16 protein-coding genes are annotated in these 17,068 nt (G+C 45.2%); 4 read left to right on the plus strand and 12 right to left on the minus strand.

Annotated features, from left to right (window positions below; all coding sequences use genetic code 11):
- Positions 1 to 19: 19 nt before the first annotated feature.
- The 5 genes from MKZ16_RS21640 to leuC form a co-directional block, all read right to left on the minus strand.
- Complete coding sequence (locus MKZ16_RS21640; protein ID WP_076104455.1) at positions 20 to 679, minus strand: GerMN domain-containing protein; 660 nt, start codon at positions 677 to 679, stop codon at positions 20 to 22.
- A 116-nt stretch (positions 680 to 795) separates the two neighbouring features.
- The gene (locus tag MKZ16_RS21645; RefSeq protein ID WP_038572397.1) at positions 796 to 2,235 is read right to left on the minus strand and encodes an N-acetylmuramoyl-L-alanine amidase; all 1,440 of its coding nucleotides are present in this window, start codon (positions 2,233 to 2,235) and stop codon (positions 796 to 798) included.
- A 149-nt stretch (positions 2,236 to 2,384) separates the two neighbouring features.
- Entirely contained in the window at positions 2,385 to 3,977 is a 1,593-nt protein-coding gene (locus MKZ16_RS21650; RefSeq protein ID WP_143759020.1) for an N-acetylmuramoyl-L-alanine amidase family protein, read from the minus strand.
- A gap of 186 nt (positions 3,978 to 4,163) precedes the next feature.
- Positions 4,164 to 4,766 (minus strand): 3-isopropylmalate dehydratase small subunit, encoded by a 603-nt coding sequence (gene leuD / locus MKZ16_RS21655; RefSeq protein WP_036676325.1) that lies wholly within the window; start codon positions 4,764 to 4,766, stop codon positions 4,164 to 4,166.
- A 29-nt stretch (positions 4,767 to 4,795) separates the two neighbouring features.
- Positions 4,796 to 6,220, minus strand: coding sequence for a 3-isopropylmalate dehydratase large subunit (gene leuC, locus MKZ16_RS21660; protein ID WP_036676324.1), 1,425 nt, complete (start codon positions 6,218 to 6,220; stop codon positions 4,796 to 4,798).
- Positions 6,221 to 6,968: 748 nt separating this feature from the next.
- Here leuC and MKZ16_RS21665 point away from each other — a divergent pair.
- Positions 6,969 to 7,880, plus strand: coding sequence for a LysR family transcriptional regulator (locus MKZ16_RS21665; RefSeq protein ID WP_076101451.1), 912 nt, complete (start codon positions 6,969 to 6,971; stop codon positions 7,878 to 7,880).
- 84 nt (positions 7,881 to 7,964) lie between these two features.
- On the opposite strand, the gene MKZ16_RS21670 is transcribed toward MKZ16_RS21665, so the two are convergent.
- Positions 7,965 to 8,162 carry a hypothetical protein gene (locus MKZ16_RS21670; protein ID WP_076104453.1) on the minus strand — a complete coding sequence of 66 codons (198 nt, stop codon included), beginning with the start codon at positions 8,160 to 8,162 and terminating at the stop codon, positions 7,965 to 7,967.
- 432 nt (positions 8,163 to 8,594) lie between these two features.
- Here MKZ16_RS21670 and proB point away from each other — a divergent pair, with 432 nt between their 5' ends.
- From proB to proC, 3 genes are read left to right on the plus strand one after another with little or no spacing between them, the layout of a single operon-like run.
- Positions 8,595 to 9,698, plus strand: coding sequence for a glutamate 5-kinase (gene proB / locus MKZ16_RS21675; protein WP_076101454.1), 1,104 nt, complete (start codon positions 8,595 to 8,597; stop codon positions 9,696 to 9,698).
- A 37-nt stretch (positions 9,699 to 9,735) separates the two neighbouring features.
- Positions 9,736 to 10,983 carry a glutamate-5-semialdehyde dehydrogenase gene (locus MKZ16_RS21680; RefSeq protein ID WP_076104452.1) on the plus strand — a complete coding sequence of 416 codons (1,248 nt, stop codon included), beginning with the start codon at positions 9,736 to 9,738 and terminating at the stop codon, positions 10,981 to 10,983.
- Positions 10,984 to 11,032: 49 nt separating this feature from the next.
- Complete coding sequence (gene proC / locus MKZ16_RS21685) at positions 11,033 to 11,902, plus strand: pyrroline-5-carboxylate reductase (RefSeq protein ID WP_076104451.1); 870 nt, start codon at positions 11,033 to 11,035, stop codon at positions 11,900 to 11,902.
- 52 nt (positions 11,903 to 11,954) lie between these two features.
- On the opposite strand, the gene MKZ16_RS21690 is transcribed toward proC, so the two are convergent.
- The 6 genes from MKZ16_RS21690 to asnS form a co-directional block, all read right to left on the minus strand.
- Positions 11,955 to 12,680 (minus strand): hypothetical protein, encoded by a 726-nt coding sequence (locus MKZ16_RS21690; RefSeq protein WP_051490914.1) that lies wholly within the window; start codon positions 12,678 to 12,680, stop codon positions 11,955 to 11,957.
- Positions 12,677 to 13,783, minus strand: a complete 1,107-nt coding sequence (locus tag MKZ16_RS21695) for a hypothetical protein (protein ID WP_036676314.1) — start codon at positions 13,781 to 13,783, stop codon at positions 12,677 to 12,679. Before MKZ16_RS21695 ends, MKZ16_RS21690 begins: the two co-directional genes overlap by 4 nt.
- A gap of 15 nt (positions 13,784 to 13,798) precedes the next feature.
- Entirely contained in the window at positions 13,799 to 14,296 is a 498-nt protein-coding gene (locus MKZ16_RS21700; RefSeq protein ID WP_143763131.1) for a hypothetical protein, read from the minus strand.
- Complete coding sequence (locus MKZ16_RS21705; protein ID WP_179089120.1) at positions 14,287 to 14,883, minus strand: RNA polymerase sigma factor; 597 nt, start codon at positions 14,881 to 14,883, stop codon at positions 14,287 to 14,289. Before MKZ16_RS21705 ends, MKZ16_RS21700 begins: the two co-directional genes overlap by 10 nt.
- 83 nt (positions 14,884 to 14,966) lie before the next feature.
- The gene (locus tag MKZ16_RS21710; protein ID WP_038572407.1) at positions 14,967 to 15,719 is read right to left on the minus strand and encodes a DnaD domain-containing protein; all 753 of its coding nucleotides are present in this window, start codon (positions 15,717 to 15,719) and stop codon (positions 14,967 to 14,969) included.
- Between the two features lie 31 nt (positions 15,720 to 15,750).
- Entirely contained in the window at positions 15,751 to 17,049 is a 1,299-nt protein-coding gene (asnS, locus tag MKZ16_RS21715) for an asparagine--tRNA ligase (RefSeq protein WP_036676308.1), read from the minus strand.
- Between the last annotated feature and the right edge of the window lie 19 nt (positions 17,050 to 17,068).

Raw genomic sequence — 17,068 nt, forward strand, 5'->3', positions numbered from 1 at the left:
TCCTTTGTTGCATGACCAATTAAGAATTATCTCTAGTCATAGGATGCAATAGGTCCACATGGCCCATCAGACTTTCTACCTTTTCACCATCAACTAAAACTTCGATACTCTTTACTTCCGCAAATTGAAAATAAGTTTTGGCAAGTGAAGTAATGGCAAAGGATTCTCCACCCGCACCAAGCTGAGCTTCATCTGGTTTATGAATATCCATTACGATTTGACCTTCAACGAATTTCAGTGATTTGAGTTCAATTTTCCCCCATAAAGGTACAAGATCTGTATTCTCATTACTTTGCAGTGCTTTGAACGTCTCTGTATATTTCTCAGCATCGTCAGAGTAGTTAATCGTAGTCTTAGCAGGCACTAAATCCATAATTTGCGAATCTGTGTAATAAACTTCAATACTCTGGCTTTGCTTTTGTGTCTCATTTTCTACCGGCTTCGATGACGGCTGTGTTTCTGCATTAGTATTATCTGCTGTCGGTTGCGGAGTGCTAGCCACTTCGCTTTCCTGATCATCAGACGGAGCTGGGGTACTTTCTCCCGCACCACTTACAACGTTTGTAGTATCTTGCTCCACTCCATTAGCAGGAGCTGCAGTAGGCTTATCTCCACAGCCAGCAATCACTAGTAGAAGCAGCGCAGCAACCCCAACCATAGTCCATTTTTGTTTAAACATTAATAAACGCCTCCTCTAGATGAATACGGGCAGACAGGTACCGCAAAACCACTTCTTGCCTTTTTATAGATAAAAGCAGAAAGCTGACTTTGCGGCGCTCGTCTGCCACTGGTCTGTTATTTTATACCCAAATATTCCTTGATTCCACTCACTATTGAAGCAGCAACTTTGTTTTGTAATGCTTCCGTAAATAGCAATGTCTCATCCTTCTTATTGCTAAGGTATCCTACTTCAAGTAGAACAGCAGGCATTTTCGTTTCACGAATGACATGGAAATTCCCGTATCGTACACCGCGATCACTAAGCCCTGTAGCCTCAACTAGATACTTATGCATCACTTTCGCTAAGGCCTTACTGGCTTCCCGCTGATAATACGTTTCTGTCCCGCTTGCCGCAGAAGATGCGGAACTGTTGGCATGTACAGAAATGAATAGATCTGCTTTTAAATTATTAGCCATAGCCGCCCTATCCTTGAGCTCCAAGAATGTATCGTCACTGCGTGTCAGTACGACGTCGATATTACTTTCTTTTTTCAGCAATGCTGCTGTCTTAAGTACTATAGCTAAATTAAAATTCTTTTCGTATTTTCCTGTTACTCCTACTGCACCAGAATCTTTAGCTCCGTGCCCTGCATCCAGTACTACGAGCTTCTTGCCATCATTACCTGGCTGTGTTGAAGTATCATCCGTACTTTCTGCATTCAGGTCAATGATAACCAACTTAGAATCAGTTCCAGATACGCTGATGTTATAATTCTTAGGATAATTCAAATCAATTACAAAACGTACAGTATAAGGGTTGGAGCTATAAAGCGAATACCGGACGCCTGATACATCAGGATAATCCTTCACTTCCAGTTTGCCATTCAGATCAGGATCAAGAACTTGTCCCGTACCAAACAGATCTGAGAAAGTGGCATTAGGAAAATCAATAACTAACCGATCCGGCCCTGTCATTACACTTACTTTTGGCGCTGAATTACCTTCCATCGCAATGCTCAAACGATTCTCACTAAAGCTCAAACCATTTATCATGGTTAAATTCTTAGTAGGATCTACCGGCGGAACAACCTCAGATCCACCATTTCCAGAGTTTCCATCTGAACTTCCGTTTTCATTTGAGGATCCTGGGGTAATAAGGTACACGATCTTCTTTGCATTATCCCAAGTGACGGTGAGACCAAACTGCTCACTTATGAACCGTATAGGTACAAGTGTCGTATCACTCCGCAGGACAGGTGCAGTGGTAAGCTGTACTGTTTTGTCATCAACCGAAGCTGTCTTTTGATTAACAATAAGTTTGATGACCTTACCTTGCTGTTCAATCGTCACCGTTTTGCTTTTTTGATCCCAGCCCACGGTATAACCAAGACTCTCGGAGATCAATCTCAACGGTACCATGATAGTATCATTCACATTTTCAACCGGTACTTTTTGCCCTGCAGTAATCTCTTTGCCGTCCAGATAAATCTTGCTATTCGCGGCAGCAGCATGTCCATGCTCAGGCAAAACCAACACAAAGAGCAACAAAAACAACATCAAACTGAATTTCTTCATTCTTCACCTCTAAGAATCTAGTATTCGCCTGTGAATGGCGATCGTGGTGCCCTGTCTCCGTCAACCTCAGACCTCTATTAGACGCTGGTAATCTATAAAGGTTGCGAATATATTCCATAAAAATTGAGAAATCTCACCAACCTCAAGTCTTAAAGCCCCAGATATTCCTTAATCCCGGCAACAATTTCTCTCGCTAATTTCTCTTGAAGCTGCTCACTATACATCGCCGACTCATTCCCTGAATTTGTAAGATATCCTACCTCCAGCAAGACTGCCGGCATAGTAGTTTCTCGTGTAACATGTAGGCTTTTCGTACGAATCCCGTTGTCTTTAAAACCAGTAGCGGCTAATAAATGCTTATGCATAATCTGAGCAAGAGGCAGACTATCACTGCGAGAATAATAGGTTTCACTGCCATTTATTTTATCTCTATTTGGATATCCAACATCTAGCGAATTCGCGTGCACTGAAATAAAGAGATTCGCTTTAGCAGCCTCCGCAATTTTCACGCGATCCTGAAGCCCCAAGGTAGCATCATCCGTTCGAGTAAAGACCACGTCAACTAATGCTTCCTGCGTTAACAGCGTTTGTACTTTGCGGATGACGGCCAGATTGAAGTCTTTTTCCAGCTTGCCTGTGAGACTGACAGCTCCAGATTGAGTTCCGCCATGCCCCGCATCTAGAACTACAATGGGTTTACCTAACGTTCCATTAGCCCCTGGGGTGTTGCCTCCGCTGCTAGTTACATTCAAATCAATCGTAACCAGCCCGGTGCTTTCATCCGTACTAAGCTGGTACGGTTGATTTCCAACCGTTTGAATTACGAATCTGACAGTGGACGGACTCACACTGAACAGTGCATAACGGATCTCAGAAACGAGCGGGTAGCCGACAACGTCCAGCTTACCTTGAGGACCTCCAGTGCTGGTAACACCCGAAAGACTTCCAATGAAATTCGGATCGAAAGCAGCACCCGGAAAATCTACGACGATTCGATCAGGGTTGCTCATTTTTGTAACGTTTGGCTTAGTAGCCCCCGATACAGCGATAATAAGCCGATTCTCAGTGAATACTGCCCCGTTTACTAGAGGGCCTGTTGGAATTCCTGCTGTGCTTCCTGGTGCCGTAGTTGTTTGTGGAACTGGTGTCGGGCTGGGTGAAGTTACTACACTGCCAGCAGTTGTCCCGTTGTCACTTCCCGGCGTAGCACTTGGAGTTGGGACAGGTGTAATAGTTGCTGTTGGATTGGTAGTATTCCCCTCAGGTGTCATTGCAGAATTGCTAACTTGTCCACCTGTCAAATAGACGGTTTTATCAACATTATCCCAGCCCACCTTTAAGCCGAACTGCTCGCTTACGAAACGAATTGGAACGAGTACTGTGCCGCCACTCTGCTTAGGAGCTGCATTTAAATCAAACGTCACCCCATCTGCATCAGCTGTTTTCCGTCCTACCGCCAGCTCAATGCTTTTACCATCCTGGTGAACGGTTACTTTCCGGGTCTGCTGCTCCCATAACACCTCGAATCCAAGATTCTCTACTACCACTCTGACCGGAATCATAACGCTACCATTTACGTTTTCGAGCTTAATTCCTTTTGGCAAAGCAAGTTCCTGATTGTCCATAATAATTCTGCCTGCGCTGCTACCAGCTGCGGCAGCTTCTTGTCCGGTGGATGATAATAATAATAATGGCAGTAACAAAAGCAGCAATATACGAAGCCCAGCTCTTCTCATTCTCATTTTCCGCTCCTTCTGCAAGTAATAGATCCTAGATAAGTATTTAGACGACAGAAATCACCAAATGTTTCCTTAATGACCAATGAATATATCGATTATAGCAAAAAAACTTCTATTTCCGACACCCGGAAATAGAAGTTTTGCGTATTTTTTGTAAAGTTTAAGAATCAGACCAGTTATATCCTCTTTTTAAGAGAATAGCTTGGCAGCATGACGCTCTTCATAAGCAGCAATTTCATCCGCATGTTGAAGGGTCAAACCGATATCATCCAAGCCTTGCAGCAGGAATTGACGACGGTGCTCATCCAGATCAAAGTTGATGCTCAGTCCGAATTCATCTTGTAAAGCGTTGTTCTCAAGATCAACTGTCAGCTTGTAGTCCTCATGCTCAGCTGTCCGTTTGAACAATTCATCCACTTGCTCTTCCGAAAGCTTAATCGGCAGAATGCCGTTCTTAAAGCAGTTATTGTAGAAGATATCCGCATAAGAAGGTGCAATTACAACTCTGAACCCGTAATCCATAATCGCCCATGGTGCATGCTCCCGAGAGGATCCACAACCAAAGTTAGCGCGTGAGATCAGAACAGAAGCCCCTTGATAACGTGGTTTATTCATTTCGAAGGCTGGATTATCGTTACCTTCTTCATCAAAACGCCATTCATAGAACAAAAACTGTCCAAATCCCGTCCGTTCAATCCGTTTCAAAAACTGTTTCGGAATAATCGCATCCGTATCTACATTTACCCGGTCAACTGGTGCAACAATTCCTGTTAATTTTTTAAAAGCATCCATAGTTTTATCCTCCCGTGTTCTCTCTAGTTCTATGAGCTGACGGCTTCCGTCTTATAATTCCAATCACGTACATCAGTGAAACGACCTTTGATCGCAGCTGCGGCTGCCATAGCTGGAGATACCAGATGTGTACGTCCTCCGCGTCCTTGGCGTCCTTCAAAGTTACGGTTCGAGGTAGATGCACAGCGTTGTCCAGGCTGCAGAACATCCGGGTTCATGGCCAAGCACATGCTGCATCCCGCTTCACGCCATTCAAAGCCAGCTTCAGTAAAGACTTTATCAAGTCCTTCTTTCTCAGCCTGCATCTTAACACGGCCCGAGCCTGGAACAACAATGGCAGTAACCTTTTCAGAAACCTTATGACCTTTAGCTACCACTGCTGCAGCTCTCAAATCTTCGATCCGTCCGTTAGTGCAGGAACCAATAAATACATAATCAATCGGAATTTCAGAAATAGGTGTTCCAGGAGTCAAATCCATATATTCAAGCGCTTTTTCAGCAGCTTTACGTTCATTTTCAGTGGTGAAGTCAGCCGGATTCGGTACGCTGGAGTTGATGTCAGTACCCATGCCCGGGCTAGTACCCCAGGTCACTTGTGGAATCAATGTTTCCACATCAAATTCAACAACCGTATCGTACTGAGCGCCCTCGTCGCTTACAAGACTCTTCCATGCTTCTACAGCAGCATCATAAGCCTCGCCTTGCGGTACGTATTGACGTCCACGCAGATAATTAAAAGTAGTTTCATCAGGGGCAATCAAGCCAGCTCTTGCTCCACCTTCGATCGACATATTGCAGACAGTCATACGTTCTTCCATCGACAATTCACGAATAGCTTCGCCTGTATACTCAATTACATAACCTGTGGCAAAATCAGTACCGTACTTAGCAATAACACCTAGGATCATATCTTTTGCTGTTACGCCAGGGTTACGTTTGCCTGTAAAGCGTACTTCCATTGTCTTAGCTTTGGATTGCTGCAAACATTGCGTAGCCATTACATGTTCAACTTCACTAGTTCCGATACCGAATGCCAGTGCGCCGAATGCACCATGCGTGGAGGTATGGCTGTCGCCGCAAACGATAGTTTTGCCAGGATGTGTCAAGCCGATTTCAGGACCCATTACGTGTACAACGCCTTGATCAATATCATTCAGATCGAACAGTCTTACACCAAAATCAGCACAGTTCTTAGAAAGGGTATCAATTTGTTGCTTGGAGATTGGATCTTTAATGTTAAAACGATCTTTAGTTGGTACGTTATGATCCATCGTTGCGAAGGTCAGCTCAGGACGGCGAACCTTCCGGTTGCTGAGACGAAGCCCTTCAAAAGCCTGTGGAGAAGTTACTTCATGAACCAAATGCAGATCAATATAAATAATGCTAGGTTTACCTTCCTCTTGATGAATAACGTGATTCTCCCAAATCTTCTCAAACATTGTCTTGTTGCTCATAATTTCACCTCATTAATAGAATCGTTCATTGGAAGAGAGCGTGGAGTCTCTCTTGAATGATCTAAATATAACACCCCTGTCTTTATAATTCCAAGATATGATATCTATAAAAGTGATAGCCTGAACCTATAAGCTAAGTTAGGGTATGTCGAGGCACAATATGTAGAAGCGATGCGCAAGTGTGATGTGTAGGTGCGATTCGCAAGCGTAGTGTGTAGAAGCGATGCGCAAGCGCTATATGTTGGAGAGATGTGCAAGTGTGATGTGTAGGTGCGATTCGCAAGCGCAGTGTGTAGAAGCGATGCGCAAGTGTGATGTGTAGGTGCGATGCGCAAGCGTAGTGTGTAGGTGCGTTTAGTTGTATTTTGTACAGCTATATTCCTGTGAATCATTCGTTAATGAATATAGCTGCATTTTGTACAGCTATTTTCATGATTTATCGCCTTATAGCTGGGAACTCTAGTTTTTAGTTGTATAGAATACACTTAAAACCAAAATGATCCCTTTTGCATACGAAATAGCTGTACAAAATACAGTTATTTCATAGATACTCTCAAGATCCGGCGCTAAAAATATACTGTTAGAGGATATCGGATACTTCGGTCAGTGTACAAGGGTTACTCTCTTAAAATCAGGCCCAGCAAATTCTGGGGAGTGATGAAGTGAATGCTCCTTCGGTTTGCCTATACAAAACTATAATCCAATAGGATATACTTATAAGTAAATCATTTCTCTAAGGAGTCCATATATGGAACTGAGACAACTGCAGTATGTGCTGCAAATCGCAGCCGAAAAAAACTTCTCACGTGCAGCGGACAAGCTGCATATTGCCCAGCCCTCGCTCAGCCAGCAGCTTTCCAAACTGGAAAAAGAGCTCGGCGTAATGCTGTTTCAGCGTAATACCAGCTCAGTTGAGCTGACCTACGCAGGTTCTAAATTCGTTGAACAAGCCCAGATTATCATTGACGCAGTGGAGCTGCTGCGGCAAGAAATGTCCGACATATCAGAACTGCGTACTGGACGTGTAGTTGTGGGTAGTATGCCGATTACAGGTGCACATCTTCTGCCGCATGTACTTCCAGTTTTTAAACAAAATTATCCTGAGGTAGAAATAACGCTGCTCGAAGACTCGTCAATGAACCTAGAGAAGCTCACGGCAAGTGGCCAAACCGATTTAAGCCTGCTCTCCTTACCCCTCGAAATTCCTGCACTAGCTTATGAAGAGCTTGGAGAGGAAAGAATCGATCTCGCTGTTCCTCCTGAACATCCACTCGCTAAACGAATCCTAGATGGAACACGGACCTCACTTGAAGAGCTTAAGGACGAACCTTTTATCGTACTTAAGGAAGGTCAGGGCTTCCGCAAAATGACTGTGGAACTATGCCGGAAAGCCGGATTCGAGCCACGAATCGTTTTCGAGAGCAATAATATGGAAACCGTTCAATCCCTAGTGGCAACAGGTATGGGCGTGACTCTTGTTCCTCGTTTTATCGCTCGTGCACCGCGGAGTGAATTTGTTCCAGTCTACTTACCGCTTGCTGATCCAGTGCCTAGTCGTACGCTAGTTGTAGCATATCGACGCGGACGATATTTGTCCAAAGCCGCAAAGGCTTTTGTAGAAACATTCAAATCAACCGTGTCTGAATTAACGGAAGAATAGAATATATACAAATAAAGTGCCCCAGTAACCATTCGTGTGGTTGTCGGGGCACTTTTCAGGTGAACCTCTTGTAACAGTACTAGATTATTTACGCAAATTACGCTGTGTAATCAGGCGGTTCTGATCATCCGACACACGTGCTTTACTTGAATCAGCCAATCCCTTATCAACTGGAGCCCCGGTGTGCTCTTCCACAAATTCACGAGTCACACTATTCTGAAGCTCTGCAACTTCGTTTGAATCTTGATTCTGTCCCTGCTCGGCTTTATTGTCTTTAGTCAATTTAATCCACCTCCTGGTAACAGATTATAAGTTCTTTACCCCTCTACTTTGAGGTTAAACATAATATATAGAGCTTTCTGCATGAAGAAATATATCCTACGTTTTCCCTTTGCAATGCAACCAGCTCCATGGTATTCTATTGAAAATAAGTGAAACGTGCAGACGGGACCAGTAAGAATGAGTCTAACCGCGCCTAGAGAGTAGATTCCGACAGGCTGAAAGAATTTACCGCGGTTTTCGTTCCGAATCCTACCCCCGAGCGGCCTGTGTCAAACAGGACGGATCCTCCCGTTATGAGAATGAAGTCGGATGATCCCTCATCAATGAAGGTGGTACCGCGGAAGTTTATAAGCTTTCGTCCTTTGCTAAGTCTAAGGATGGGGGCTTTTTGTTGTTTTCAGGACTTAATAAACGAAGAGGATGTGGACAGAAATGACGACGCGAATCGTGGTCAAAATAGGCAGCAGCTCGCTGACCGGACCCGAGGGCGGTTTGAATCGTGAAGCAGTCTCCTTTTTTGCCTCAGAGATTGCCGAGTTGAAGAAAAACGGCTGTGAGGTGTTGTTAGTAACCTCTGGTGCGGTAGCCGCCGGCTTCCGCAGTATCGGTTATCCAGCACGTCCGAAGCTGCTGCATGAGAAGCAGGCCGCTGCGGCTGTGGGTCAGGTACTGCTGATGCAGGCTTATCAGGAAGCTTTTGCCCAGCATGGAATTACTACCGCGCAAATATTGCTGACTCGCACCGATTTCTGCAGCCGCAGAGCCATGAATAACGCTATGATGACTGTAGAAGAGCTACTTCGCCAAGGAGCGGTGCCCGTATTTAACGAAAATGACACTGTCTCCGTAGATGAACTGAAATTTGGCGATAACGATACCCTCTCTGCGCTAGTAGCCAACCTGTTAAAAGCCTCTAGACTACTTGTCTTAACCGACATGGATGGTTTATACAGTGGAGATCCCCGCAAGCATCCGGATGCTGTCCGCTATCAGTTCGTAGATGACATTACACCGGAGATATATGCTATTGCTGGTGGAGCTGGCTCTAGTGTTGGAACAGGCGGTATGCGATCCAAAATCGATGCGGCCAAGATCGCTACTCGGGGTGGTGTTCCTGTCTTTGTCGGAAGAGCCACCGAACCTGGAGATTTACAGCTTGCTGCAACAGGAGAAGGTAGGGGCACTTATTTTGCAACGAAGCTATCCTCTCTCCCCGTCAAAAAGCAATGGCTTGGCTTTATGTCTACCCCTCTCGGCTCCCTGTACGTGGACGAAGGGGCTGTAGAAGCTTTGCTTCATGGCGGTCACAGCCTGTTGCCTGTAGGCGTCAAACAGACAGAGGGTAGCTTTCACGCAGGAGATGTTGTAGAAGTACTTGGACCCGACTCCAAATTGCTTGGACGTGGGATTGTAAATTACGATGATGCTCAGCTGCGCAGCATTCAAGGTCTGCCAAGCCGTGAGATTGTACCAAAGCTGGGAGAAGTACACCGGCTTGAGGTCATTCACCGTGACGAATGGATTACACTGAGATAAACATTTTTTTTCAATTCAAATATAGGGAGGAATCGTCATGAGTGAAGTAATTAATAAGAGTAAATTAGCCAAGGAGACTACAGGAGTTCTAGCAAGCTTAACAACTGGCCAGAAGAATAAAGCACTGCTGGTCATGGCCGATGCGCTTCGCCGCGAAGCTCCCGCCATTATCGCCGCCAACGCGGAGGATTTGGAACGAGGAAGACTTAATGGAACTCCGGAATCCATGCTCGACCGGTTGGCGTTAGATGTGGGTCGGATTAACAGCATTGCCGAAGGCCTGCAACAAATCGCTATATTACCGGATCCTATCGGTGACACGCTAGAAAGCATTGAACGTCCTAACGGCCTCAACATCCAGAAGCTGCGTGTTCCGCTTGGTGTGATCGGCATCATCTACGAGGCACGTCCCAATGTAACTGTTGATGCTGCAGGTCTATGTCTCAAAACCGGCAACGCTGTTGTGCTGCGCGGTGGCTCTTCTGCCCTGTCCTCCAACCGTAAAATTGTCGAGGTTCTGCACAATGCTCTTGCTGAAACCTCAATGCCGCCTAACGCGCTTCAGCTGATTGAAGACCCAAATCGTTCTTCAGTAGATGAAATGCTAAAGCTGAACGGACTTTTAGATGTGATCATCCCGCGCGGAGGCAGCTCTCTTATTCAAAATGTAGTCCTTAACGCAACCGTTCCCGTAATTGAAACTGGAGCAGGCATCTGCCATACTTATCTCGACACAACTGCCTTGCCAGAAATGGCACGGGACATTAGTTTAAATGCCAAAGCTCAGCGCCCTTCGGTATGTAACTCTATGGAAACACTACTCGTTCATCAGGATTACGCGAGCAAATATCTGTTATCCTTAGCCGAAGCATTCCGTGAGGTTCATGTAGAACTTCGCGGCTGTCAACAAACCATCTCTCTTGTCCCATGGGTATTACCTGCAACCGTAGAAGACTATGCTACAGAATACAACGATTATATCCTTAATATTAGAATCGTCAGTGATTTGGAAGAAGCTATGCAGCATATCGCCCAGTATGGTACGAAACATTCGGAATGTATCGTAACAGAAGATCAGGAGAACGCCACACGCTTTTTACAAGAAGTGGATGCTGCCGCTGTTTATCACAATGCCTCAACCCGCTTCACGGATGGCTTTGAATTTGGATTCGGTGCAGAGATTGGTATTAGTACCCAGAAACTCCACGCTCGTGGCCCGATGGGTCTGCCTGCACTAACTTCAACCAAATATAAGATCTACGGAACGGGACAAATTCGGGGTTAGTATACACGTTTAAGTATTCTATCACACAACTTTTAGGAGGATTTTAGCCATGTGTCAGCAACCTTCAGTTCCACTCATGAATCATAATATTGTTTTTTATGGCGCAGGCTCCATGGCAGAAGCCATCGTTCGCGGGATGATTAGCCGCAATATCGTGAAGTCCGATAATGTCATCATGCTCAATCGCAGCAGCAGTGAACGTCTGGCAGAACTAAAAAGCCGTTATGGTGTAATAGGCACAAATGATCCCGAACAAAAAATAGAATACTTACGGAACGCACCCGTAATAGTACTGGCAATGAAACCTAAAGATGCTGCAGAATCCTTACGCAGACTAGGTCCAATTCTTTCTCCGGATCAGATCGTAGTTTCTGTCATTGCAGGTCTATCTATTCGCACCATGCAAGGTCTACTTGGCAAAGCACAGCCTATTGTTCGCACAATGCCTAACACTTCCAGTTCCATCGGTCTGGGTGCCACTGGTCTAGCCTTCTCCAAAGAAGTAGACGAAAGAGGCCGTCGCCTTGCTCTTAATATCTTTGAGGCTGTCGGGCTTACAACAATCATTGATGAGGAACGTATGGAAACCTTGACCGGAATTTCAGGCAGCGGGCCTGCGTATATCTATTACATGATGGAAGCCATGATCGCCGCTGGTATCCGTGGTGGGCTGCCACTTGATCAAAGCACCGAATTAACTGTTCAAACAGTGCTGGGTGCTGCCCGAATGGTACAACAGACGGGAGAAGAACCCGCAGCACTCCGTAAGAAGGTTACTTCCCCTAACGGTTCAACACAAGCAGCTATAGAAGTGCTTGAACGAGGGGAATTCTTTGAAACTGTGATTGCTGCAGTTAACCGATGTGCCGAGCGCTCACGTGAAATGGGTGCTGCCCTAGAGAAAGAGCTTCGTTCTTAACCAAAAAAAGATCGCAGCCCATCCCCTCATCGGGTGGGAAGCGATCTTTTTTTTATCTTGTTACAACATTTCCATAATTATCTCTTACGATTACCTTTAGATTTACAGGAGCCGCAATGGTCACGTTCAATGCATTCCTGGAGTTATCGAATACTAGATGTCTAGGTATGTCTCCTAAGATGACGTAAAATGTGTCTCCGACTTGTTTAGTTTGCAACAGCCGCTTCTCTTGCTCTTGCTTGAGTTGCCCTTCTGCCGTGGAATAACTCCCAAATACATTCAACTCGTTCCCAGCCGTTCGATCAACCATAATTCCATAAGGTTCAGCAGCCTGGATTATAAGTGTGCCTACACCCTGTGGAACATTCCCCTTCCATTCCGGCAAGGAATAATTCTCCTCCGTAGATGAGATCACATGTCTAAGTTCTTGTGTTAATCCTAAAGAGCTGACTCCTGCGAATACTAAACAGCACACTGCCAGAAATCCGACGAACAGAACACTTAGCACATCATAGTACATTTTCCCTTTACCACGGAACCATAAGGTGTAAATTACAATTTCTAAACCAAGTAAGATAAAAATGAGCGGCCACCAAGCAAGTGTTGTCTCGAACACATCCGCTCCTTTCCACTGCGAGACCATTATTAATGCCCCGAGAAATAAAAGGCTCAGTCCCATCGACAACGTACCTACACGCCAACTTCTAGATTTCCCTTCGTTCACTGGAAACTCGCTAGTTACCATGACTCCCGGCTCTACTTCTACTGGATTATTCAAGATTGACCCCCCGCCCCTTTTCTACTCTTATTATTCTTACTTCCAGTCATCAGCTTCACCCCACCACCGATCAATAACACGGAGACGACAATGGTCTTAAAATATTCATTTACGCGATATTCCAGCCGCCATTCTGGAAATCTGATATCGATGGCAGGAACTGCGACATTCACAACAATAAAGTATAATCCGAGACACATCAGGACTGCTCCGAGCCAGCCTTGATGATTTAAGAAACCTTCGATAACCGGCTTATCCTGCAAAGGTTCACGTCCATATCGGCTAACTAACTGTAAGCCATCGAATAAGCTATAGAACCAAATGACCGGGATAAGGAAAAAGAGCAATGTTAACCGCAATAGATCCATGACATAAATACTTCCTAAGAAAAGAAGCATGAGCTGGAGCCCTCTTTTTTGCAGTCCCAGATACATCTGTCCAGCACCAGGAAATGCGGATAGTAATGTCGCTAATACTTTGCTGCGTCGTCCTTCCTCACGTCCAGCCTCCATCTCTTCGAATAATGTGCGGTCAACAAGCATTTCTCCTGCTTGTTTACGATGGATCAACTGAACTGCATCAAACATGCAATACAGCCAAATTACTGGCAATACTCCAAACAGCAGCAAAAATGCATCACTCGAAGTAATTCCGGCCAAGAACAACATAACGGTCATGAATCCGAAAAAAGAAATCAGAAAGGATAGTCCACGCTGCATCAGCCCCATATGAAAATGACCCAATCCAGGAATGAAAGACAATAAGATGACATGCACACGTTCATTATCCTCCGTCTTTACGGGCATAGTAGAACTAAAATCCAGCATTGATCCATCAGGCGCTACAATTGGAGTGGGCATTTGCAGTAATTTAATTACCAGATGAATCATCGAAAGGATCCATAGAAGTAAGAATCCGATCACTCCCAATGCCAGAATTCCCTCATCCCCTTCAGCCATAGCGATTAAGAATGACATAAATAACACACCAAAGCTTAGCAAAAAATAAACAATCCCTTGTGGGCGTCTTCCCATATAATAATGACCTGCTCCAGGAATCATATTAAGAAAAAGACCCTTAATTTTATTACGCTGCTGTTGCATTGTTCATTTCTCCTCTCATTTCTGTCTTCCGTCCATAATCCGGCTCAACCATCCGCTGGTGGCTTGCATGAATTGTTCGCTATAAGATGGCGAATTATCTTTCTTAGGGACAATAAGCTCCATTTCACCCGTGAGTAACTTATCAAACATCCCGGAAGACATAATCAACAGCGTTAACGAAGCAGCAACGGCATAATGAAAGATTGTTTTTTCATACCAGCGATAACGCCGTGATCCTTCTTCTTTCCCCGCTACTTCTTCTATGACTACTGAAGATCTCACCGTAGCAACCCAATCTCCCATAACTCTCTCTGTAAAAGCAGACGAATTCTCCAATGAAGGCAGATCCTCCTTTAGCTCATCCAGCATCTCCATGTACGAAACAAATGTGTCTTCATCCTTGAGCAGCAATTGTTCCCATTCATCTCGCTCTATACTATCTTCTTGCCCTTCAAGATAAGCTTTTGCCTGCTCGCGGCGATTTAGGTTTTCTCCACTCTTCATCATAGCCATTCGTCCTCCTTCCAATGTTTTCGCATCCATTGTCTCGCCCTATATAGTCTGGACTCCACCGTCTTCAGAGTAATTTCATTTTCAGCAGCAATTTGCTCATATTTTTTATTTTCCAGATAATAAGCCACCATAATTTCCCGATGACCCTCCGGTAAATTGTTGATCTCACCCGACAGACGATTCATCCGGTCACGACGGACAACAGTGGCTAGTACATCCTCCTCATTAGAAGGTGTCTGGCTCAGCACAAGCTCATAGTCAACAGGTAACTCTCGTAGCCGATCACGTTTACGTTTGGCATCAATAGCCTTATTTAAGGCGATCCGCGTAATCCATGATTTTAAGCCTTGATAACGGTAGTCAGGGAGAGATTTATACATCTGGAGAAAAGCTTCCTGAGCAGCGTCTTCAGCCCCTTTGACTTCACGTAATACAGAATAGGTGATTTTGTATATATGCTGACTGTATGTATTTACAAACTGGCGAAACGCATCTTCGTCTCCTTGGCAAATCCGCTTGATTAATAGCTCTTCCTCAATGACTCTCCCCTCCTTCCCACAGCAATAGACGCTGAGTTCTTCGCCCACCCCTGCACTTATCTAAAAAAATAAAAAAAGAACCGTACAGACTCTAGCAATAGCTAAAGCAATACGGTTCTCTCCTAAACGATCTATCTTCCACCATTGCGGAATTTTTGTGTATACGTCTTTACATCCTGAGCGTTCTTGACCCGGTTACGGGCCCATTCCAGCAATATCCGGTCGATATAACGAAAATGAACCTTCCCCGCAAATACGGATTCCTTGAGCGCTAACAGAATCAGCTCCTCAGGATATCGGTCTTGATCCACCCAGCTGGAAATCGTCTCACATTCCATTGGAGACAGCGGGCGCCCGAATTCCTTCTCGAAAATACTGAATAGATTCCGGCTCTCCTCTTTATCTCCAAGTGAAGAAGGAGATGTGGGGGGAGTTCCGAATCCTCCACCTGACGCAGCAGCCCGGGGAGCTGATGTTCCATATGCTCCCTTGTCCTTATCTTGCTCATTTTCTTGTACAGCTGTCGCAAGATAAGCACCTAGCTTTCCATATAGCCCTGAGAAATTGTAGCGTTCATAATGGATATCTCTTAGCTCATCGTTGTCTCCATCGATGCTAATGAAACCTTCCTTCATGAGCTTCTGCAATTCTCCGGCGAGAACGGAAATGCTACGACCAGTTACAACCTGAAGCTCCTCCAGAGAAGGGAACTCAATCCCTTCCACTTGCCTGAAGGAGAGCAGATGAATCAGCAGCATCGCTTCGCTGCCGCTTAAATTCAGCTTCCGGTAATACTTCAGTAAAGCGTAAGGTATGACGGCCATTCCGTTCTCCAGACCGAAGGAGACGCCTTCGCTCCAGGTACTCCATGTCTTGCCGTCCATGTGCTTCCCCCTTTGTTCAAATCCTAAGAACTTATGGGTAGAGGCGGTACAGTGTACGTGGGAATGGAATAGTCTCACGTACATGGTCAAGACCACAGATCCAAGCTACAGTACGCTCAAGCCCAAGTCCAAAACCGGAGTGAGGTACAGATCCGTAAGTACGCAGATCCATGTACCATTTATAAGAATCCATCGAAAGATTGTGCTCTTTATAACGCTCTTCAAGCAGCGCAGGATCATCGATCCGCTGTGAACCCCCAATAATCTCTCCATAACCTTCAGGAGCGATCATATCAGCACACAGTACGACTTCAGGACGATTTGGATCCGGCTTCATGTAGAACGCTTTGAATGAAGCAGGATAATGAGTAATAAATACAGGTTTATCGTAGGCTTCAGCGATTGCTGTTTCATGAGGTGCACCAAAATCATCACCCCAAGCAATATCTTCAAAGCCTTTATCATTCAAGAACTTGATCGCATCGTCATAAGTAATGCGTGGGAATGGTGCTTTAATATTCTCCAGCTTGGAAATATCGCGGCCTACCGCTTCCAACTCCGCACGGCAATTCTTCAATACGGATTGCACTACGAAGCTAATAAACTCTTCCTGAACCTTCAAGCTTTCTTCATGATCTGTGAAGGCCATTTCAGGCTCGATCATCCAGAACTCGATCAAGTGGCGACGAGTCTTAGATTTCTCCGCACGGAAGGTTGGTCCAAAGGAATATACACGGCCCAGTGCCATAGCTGCAGCTTCCATGTATAACTGTCCGCTTTGGGTCAGGTAAGCATCCTCATCGAAGTATTTCGTGTGGAACAAGTTAGTAGTTCCCTCTGCTGACGTTGGCGTCAGAATCGGAGGATCCACCTTTGTAAATCCGCTCTCGTTGAAGAACTGTTGGATTGCCCGGATAATCTCCGCACGAATAACCAGAACAGCCCGCTGCTTCGAGGCACGGAGCCAGAGGTGACGGTGATCCATCAAGAAATCAACGCCATGCTCTTTCGGAGTAATTGGATAATTCTCTGTAAGGTGCAGAACTTCAATTCCGGTAACAGTCATTTCAAAACCGGATTGACTGCGAGGCTCCTCACGAATAATACCGGTCACATACAATGAGCTTTCCTGTGTGAGGCTCTTAGCTGCATCCCATACCTCTTCAGGCACTTCTGATTTCACTACAACTCCCTGAATATAACCTGTACCATCGCGAAGCTGCAGGAACTGAATTTTACCACTGGAGCGCTTGTTGTTTACCCAACAACCGATAACAACACTTTCTCCAACATGTTCATTCACGTTCTTGATTACACTCTTGTTAGCCATGCCTTCAATCTCTCCTCTA

Source organism: Paenibacillus sp. FSL R5-0928, from assembly GCF_037970385.1.
Lineage (GTDB): Bacteria > Bacillota > Bacilli > Paenibacillales > Paenibacillaceae > Paenibacillus_AQ > Paenibacillus_AQ odorifer.